The organism is Actinomycetes bacterium (assembly GCA_022599915.1).
GTDB lineage: Bacteria > Actinomycetota > Actinomycetes > S36-B12.
Map to the genome: position 1 here is coordinate 1 of JAHZLH010000014.1, position 5,215 is coordinate 5,215.

Below are 5,215 nucleotides of genomic sequence, written 5' to 3' on the forward strand. Positions count from 1 at the left end.
ATTGACTGCCATGGGCGCGGAACATACCAGCAGTACCTTACGAATCAGCCTGGGCTGGAGTTCCGGACCCGGTGACGCCGCAGCGCTGCTTACCGCATTACCGGCCGCGGTGGCGGCAGCGGCGAAAGCGAGTGCGAGTGCGAGTGCTGGAGTGGTGCGATGAAGGTGCTCGCTGCAGTGTCTGGTGGAGTGGACTCTGCCGTTGCCATGGCTCGAGCCGCGGAGGCCGGCCACGATGTCACCGCCGTTCACATGGCGTTGTCGCCCGACCCGGCACTCACCCGTGACGGTGCCCGTGGCTGCTGCACCATTTCCGATGCCCATGACGCGCGCCGCGCAGCCGACCGCGTCGGGGTGCCGTTCTACATCTGGGACTTCGCGGAAGAATTCCGCGAGACCGTGATCACCGACTTCGTCGCTGAATACTCCGCCGGACGCACCCCCAACCCGTGTGTGCGCTGCAACGAACACATTAAGTTCGCTGCGCTCTTGGAACGTGCCCGCGCCTTGGGCTTTGACGCCGTCGCCACCGGCCACTACGCCCAACTTGCACAAAGTGAAGCCGGACCAGTCCTGCGCCGAGCGGTTGATCCAGGCAAGGACCAGTCGTATGTGTTGGCAGTACTGGGATCAGATGGGCTGCGGCACAGCATGTTCCCCCTCGGTGACACCCCGAAGCAGCAGATTCGCGAGGAAGCGAAGCGGCGCGGCCTGCGGGTGGCCAACAAGCCCGACAGCCACGACATCTGTTTCATCCCCGACGGCGACACCGCCGGGTTCCTGCGCAAAGAACTCGGGGAGCAGCCGGGTCCGATCATTGATGCCGCCACCGGCGAGCAGATCGGTGACCACCGCGGCACCCACGCCTTTACCGTGGGCCAGCGCAAAGGCCTGGGTATCACCACCGCCACCGACTCCGGTCGACCCCGGTATGTGTTGTCCATCGAACCTGTGGAGCGCACGGTTGTAGTGGGGGAGCGCGAGGAGCTGGCGGTGTCACAAATCCAGTGCGACCAGCCAGTGTGGTGTGCTGATCCGGTTACGGCAGGACAGCAAGTGATGGTGCAAATCCGCGCCCACGGGGAGGCTCTCGCGGCCCAAGTGGAGCACTGCGATAGTGGCGTGAGTTTCACTGTCCGCACCGAAACCCCGCTGCACGGGGTAGCGCCGGGTCAGTCCTGTGTGCTGTTTAGCGATGACAACGACCGCGTGCTCGGTCAGGGCAATATCGCAGCGACTCAGCGCTAACTGCTTCCGCTGCTGGTGGCGGTGCGGGGGTCATGAATACCTACCCACTTACGCAACGTACTAGACATATCTAGTGCGCTAGGCGTCACCCACTCATAGTGGTAACTCAGCGCCCGCAGCAAGGTGGCAGTCAACAGTGCGGCGGCCTCCGCCATGCCCTGCAGCCCCAAGTTCCACAAGCCGGTGAAGACGACAGACGCGATCAGACCGGAGGCTGCCACGTAGCGGCCCGGCATCAAGGCAGTGGGGATGTCGCGGCATAAAATATCGCGCAGCAATCCACCACCGACAGCCGTTGTTGCCCCCACGAACACCACAGCGATCGGGGGTAGGCCGGCATTGATCGCTTTTTCCGCGCCAATCACCACCCAGGCGCCGATCAGCAACGTATCGAGGACAAACATGAACGGGGTAAGTCCTCGGATGAGTCGAGCGAAGAAGAACGCCGCCACCGCACCAATCACTGCCAGCGGCACAAACATGTTGAGCAGGAACACCGGCACCTCACCCAGCAGGATGTCGCGGATCGCACCACCCCCGACACCAGTGGATACCGCCACGATCAGCGCGCCGAGATAGTCCATGTCCCGGGTGCGGGCATGTAAAGCTCCAGAGATGCCGCCACCGAGGATGGCCGCGGTTTCCATGATGGCCGGCACCGCGAGGACCTCGGTCATTTCGAGTCCTGCCAGAAATTCCAGGGACGAGAGCCGTCTTGGTCACGGCTGAGTTTGACCCGGTCGCTGTAGTCCTTCGCGGACTTGGTTTCCCAGCCCAGCCACACGGATAGCACCCGGATGATTGCCACGATGGCTACCGTCATGGTCTGGGCGAATGCCAGCGTCGCGCCGATATCCCGCAGCAACACAAACGCTGCTGAGCCGATGAGGGCAGCGGAGGCGGAAAAGATGCCGGGGCGCAGCACATCCGGCGGTCGACCGGACAGGATATCCCGCAGGATGAGGCCGCCGATGGCAGTCACCACCCCGATAAAAACTGCGGGGGCGTAGTCCAGCGAGTTCCTCATAGCGAGGTTAGTCCCCGCACTCGCGAGTAATCCGAGGGACAGTGCATCCAGGATCAGCGACGAGCCCACGGTGTCGGTGATCAGACCCGCAAGGAAGAACCCAAGGGCCGCGGCGATGACCACAATCAACATGAACCACGGATCGGTAAGGACTTCCGGGGTGCCAGCGGCAACCAGAATCTGTCCCAGCAGCAGTCCGCCAATCCCCTGGGCGGTGGCTAGGCCTAAGACGCCCACGACATCGAAACCCCGGCGAGCGGCGAAAGTCGCGCCCGACAAGGCGCCGAATAAGACCGCGACGTAGATCGTCCAGGCAGGTAGTTTCGGCTTGGTATTGATGACGTCGCTGATGGCGCCTTCGGAGTCATCAGCGAGAACCTCCGCCGCGGCCTGCAGCACAGCTAAGGAAGTGGTCACGGGCCGAAAATATCCCGCCGCGGTGGGCTGGTGCATCACGAGCAGTAGATTGACCGATTCCGTGGCCAACGCAGCCGCCGCTGGTTCACCTGGGATCGCCGCGAAGTAGCCTCAGGTCATGGCCAGCGACAGTGAGTTGAGCATCCCGGCCGGTGCCACCGGCATCGGTTCCATGCCGGGCACCTCGGTGGTGGAGGCGACTGCCGTCATCGCTGGCGAACTGCCCGACCTACCCCACCTGCCGGAACTACCCGCCCGAGGACCCGGTGCAGACATGATCGGCCGCACCGCCGCACTGTTAGCCGGACAGTGGCGCGACTTCGGTATCGACACCACCCCCACCGGCTGGCGGCTATCCGGTAGCGAAACCGCACCCACGCGTCGTGCGCTGTCCTGGCTAGGCGAGGACCTCGACCGCGCTGAGGAAGTCTTCGGTGATTCCGAAGGCGCGTTCAAAGTGCAGTTGTGTGGGCCGTGGACGCTGGTCGCTCAAGTCGAAGGGCTACGAGGGGGACCGGCGCTGCGTGATGCCGGGTTGGTCGCCGATATTGTTGCCGGGTTGGCGGTCACGGCGGCCGAGCATGTGGCTCAGGTGCGTCGCCGGCTGCCCAACCGCAACGTGGTCCTGCAACTCGATGAGCCGCTACTGCCTGCGGTGGTCTCCGGCGCTATCCAGTCCGCCAGCGGCTTCACCCGGTTGCCCGAAGTGCCGGCGGCCGAGGCCGCCACCGCACTGCAGCGCATCGGCGATGCGGTAGATGTTCCGGTGATCCTGCACTGTTGCGCCCAGTACCCGTTTGAGGTGGCGGCAGCAGCGGGGGTGGCTGGCGTGTCTTGGGATCTCGCGCTCACCCCCCATCCGGTAGATCCAGTGGCCGCTGCCTTCGAAGCCGGCACGCAACTCATCATCGGGGCGGTGCCCACGGTGGCAGCCATCGACGGGGACGTGGCGTGGAACCGGGTCATCGAACTGTGGCGACGCGCTGGTTTCGCCGAGACCGAGTTAGCGCGAGTGATGTTCAGCCCCAGTTGTGGTTTGGCGGGGGCGCCCGACGGCGCTGGTAGGGCTGCGCTGTCCACAACGAACGCGCTCGCTGCACGAGCAGCAGGCGGTATCGCGTAGATTCGGGGCGTGGCAGCTTCCGACCCCGTGGCGACCGTCCCGCAGCAGGCTCGGGATCGGTGGGCGGAACTGGTCGATCAGATCAACACCGCCCGCGAGCAGTATTACGGCGAGGACCACCCGGTGCTGTCTGATGCTGAGTACGACGTGCTGTTCGCGGAACTGGTAGCGCTCGAGGCCGAGCATCCAGAACTGGTCGCCGGTGATTCCCCCACCCAAACCGTGGGCGGCGAACGCTCGGCCATGTTCACTCCAGTCACGCACCTAGAGCGAATGCTGAGCCTGGATAACGCCTTCAGCGCCGAAGAGCTGCAGGCCTGGCTGGATCGGATGATCAACCAACTCGGTGAACTGCCAGAGCTGCTGTGTGAGTTGAAGATCGACGGCCTCGCGGTGGACCTGGTGTATCGGTCAGGACGGCTAGCATCGATGGCCACCCGTGGGGACGGCCGGACTGGTGAGGACGTCACCTACAACGCCCGGTTCATCCCCGCCATACCGCAGCAACTAGTCGGTGACGATGTGCCATCGCTGCTGGAAGTGCGCGGTGAGGTGTTCTTCGGCACGGCTGAGTTCGAGGAAATGAACAACGAGATGCTGGCCGCCGGCCGCACCCCGTTCGCCAACGCGCGCAACGCCGGTGCCGGGTCACTGCGGCAGCGGGTGGACCGTCGCGAAGAGGACCTAGCCGAAGCCAAATCGGCGGCCCGGGTATCGGAATCGAAAGTTGCCCGACTGCAATCTGAACTTGACCGCGCCACCGACCGACTGGGTCGACTGCGACTCACCGTGCACGGGGTGGGTGCGACTGAAGGTTGGCAACCTGCGGCTCAGTCCGAGGCCTACACCCGGCTAGCCGAATGGGGCCTACCCACCGCGGCCACAGCGGAAGTAGTGCAGAAACCCAAGGATTTATTCGCCTACGTGGAGCGGTTCGGCGAGCAACGTCGCGGACTGGACCACGAGATCGATGGGGTCGTCGTCAAGATCGACGACATCGCCACCCAAGATCGCTTGGGTTCGACTTCGCGAGCGCCTCGGTGGGCGATCGCGTTCAAGTACCCACCGGAAGTGGTGCGCACCAAACTGCTGGACATCGAAGTCAACGTCGGCCGCACCGGTCGGGTGACCCCGTTCGCGGTGATGCAGCCAGTCAAAGTCGCCGGGTCGACGGTCTCGATGGCCACCCTGCACAACGCTGATGAAGTAAAGCGCAAAGGTGTGCTGATCGGTGATGTGGTGTTTCTGCGCAAAGCCGGTGATGTCATCCCCGAGGTGCTCGGTCCAGTGGTGGAAGAACGCACCGGTGATGAACGCGCGTTCATCATGCCCACGTATTGCCCCGCCTGCGGCACCGAACTGGCCCCGGAGAAAGAGGCGGATGTCGATATCCGCTGCCC

The 5,215-nt window shown here is 64.2% G+C and carries 5 protein-coding genes; 3 read left to right on the forward strand and 2 right to left on the reverse strand.

The window, feature by feature from the left end:
• The first annotated feature begins 159 nt into the window (after positions 1–159).
• A complete protein-coding gene (gene mnmA, locus K0U62_02260; GenBank protein MCH9800341.1) occupies positions 160–1,248 on the forward strand; it encodes a tRNA 2-thiouridine(34) synthase MnmA in 1,089 nt (362 codons plus the stop codon).
• Here mnmA and K0U62_02265 read toward each other — a convergent pair.
• Together K0U62_02265 and K0U62_02270 are read right to left on the reverse strand one after the other, a co-directional pair.
• A complete protein-coding gene (locus tag K0U62_02265; protein MCH9800342.1) occupies positions 1,245–1,925 on the reverse strand; it encodes a TRIC cation channel family protein in 681 nt (226 codons plus the stop codon). The two genes, mnmA and K0U62_02265, sit on opposite strands and share 4 nt — an antisense overlap.
• Complete coding sequence (locus tag K0U62_02270) at positions 1,922–2,692, reverse strand: TRIC cation channel family protein (protein MCH9800343.1); 771 nt, start codon at positions 2,690–2,692, stop codon at positions 1,922–1,924. The genes K0U62_02265 and K0U62_02270 overlap by 4 nt, the downstream gene beginning before the upstream one ends.
• Before the next feature lie 118 nt (positions 2,693–2,810).
• On the opposite strand from K0U62_02270, the gene K0U62_02275 reads away from it, so the two are divergent.
• Entirely contained in the window at positions 2,811–3,815 is a 1,005-nt protein-coding gene (locus K0U62_02275) for a methionine synthase (GenBank protein ID MCH9800344.1), read from the forward strand.
• Positions 3,816–5,215: NAD-dependent DNA ligase LigA (locus K0U62_02280; protein MCH9800345.1), on the forward strand; the 1,400-nt coding region annotated here is incomplete at its 3' end. It abuts the gene before it with no gap.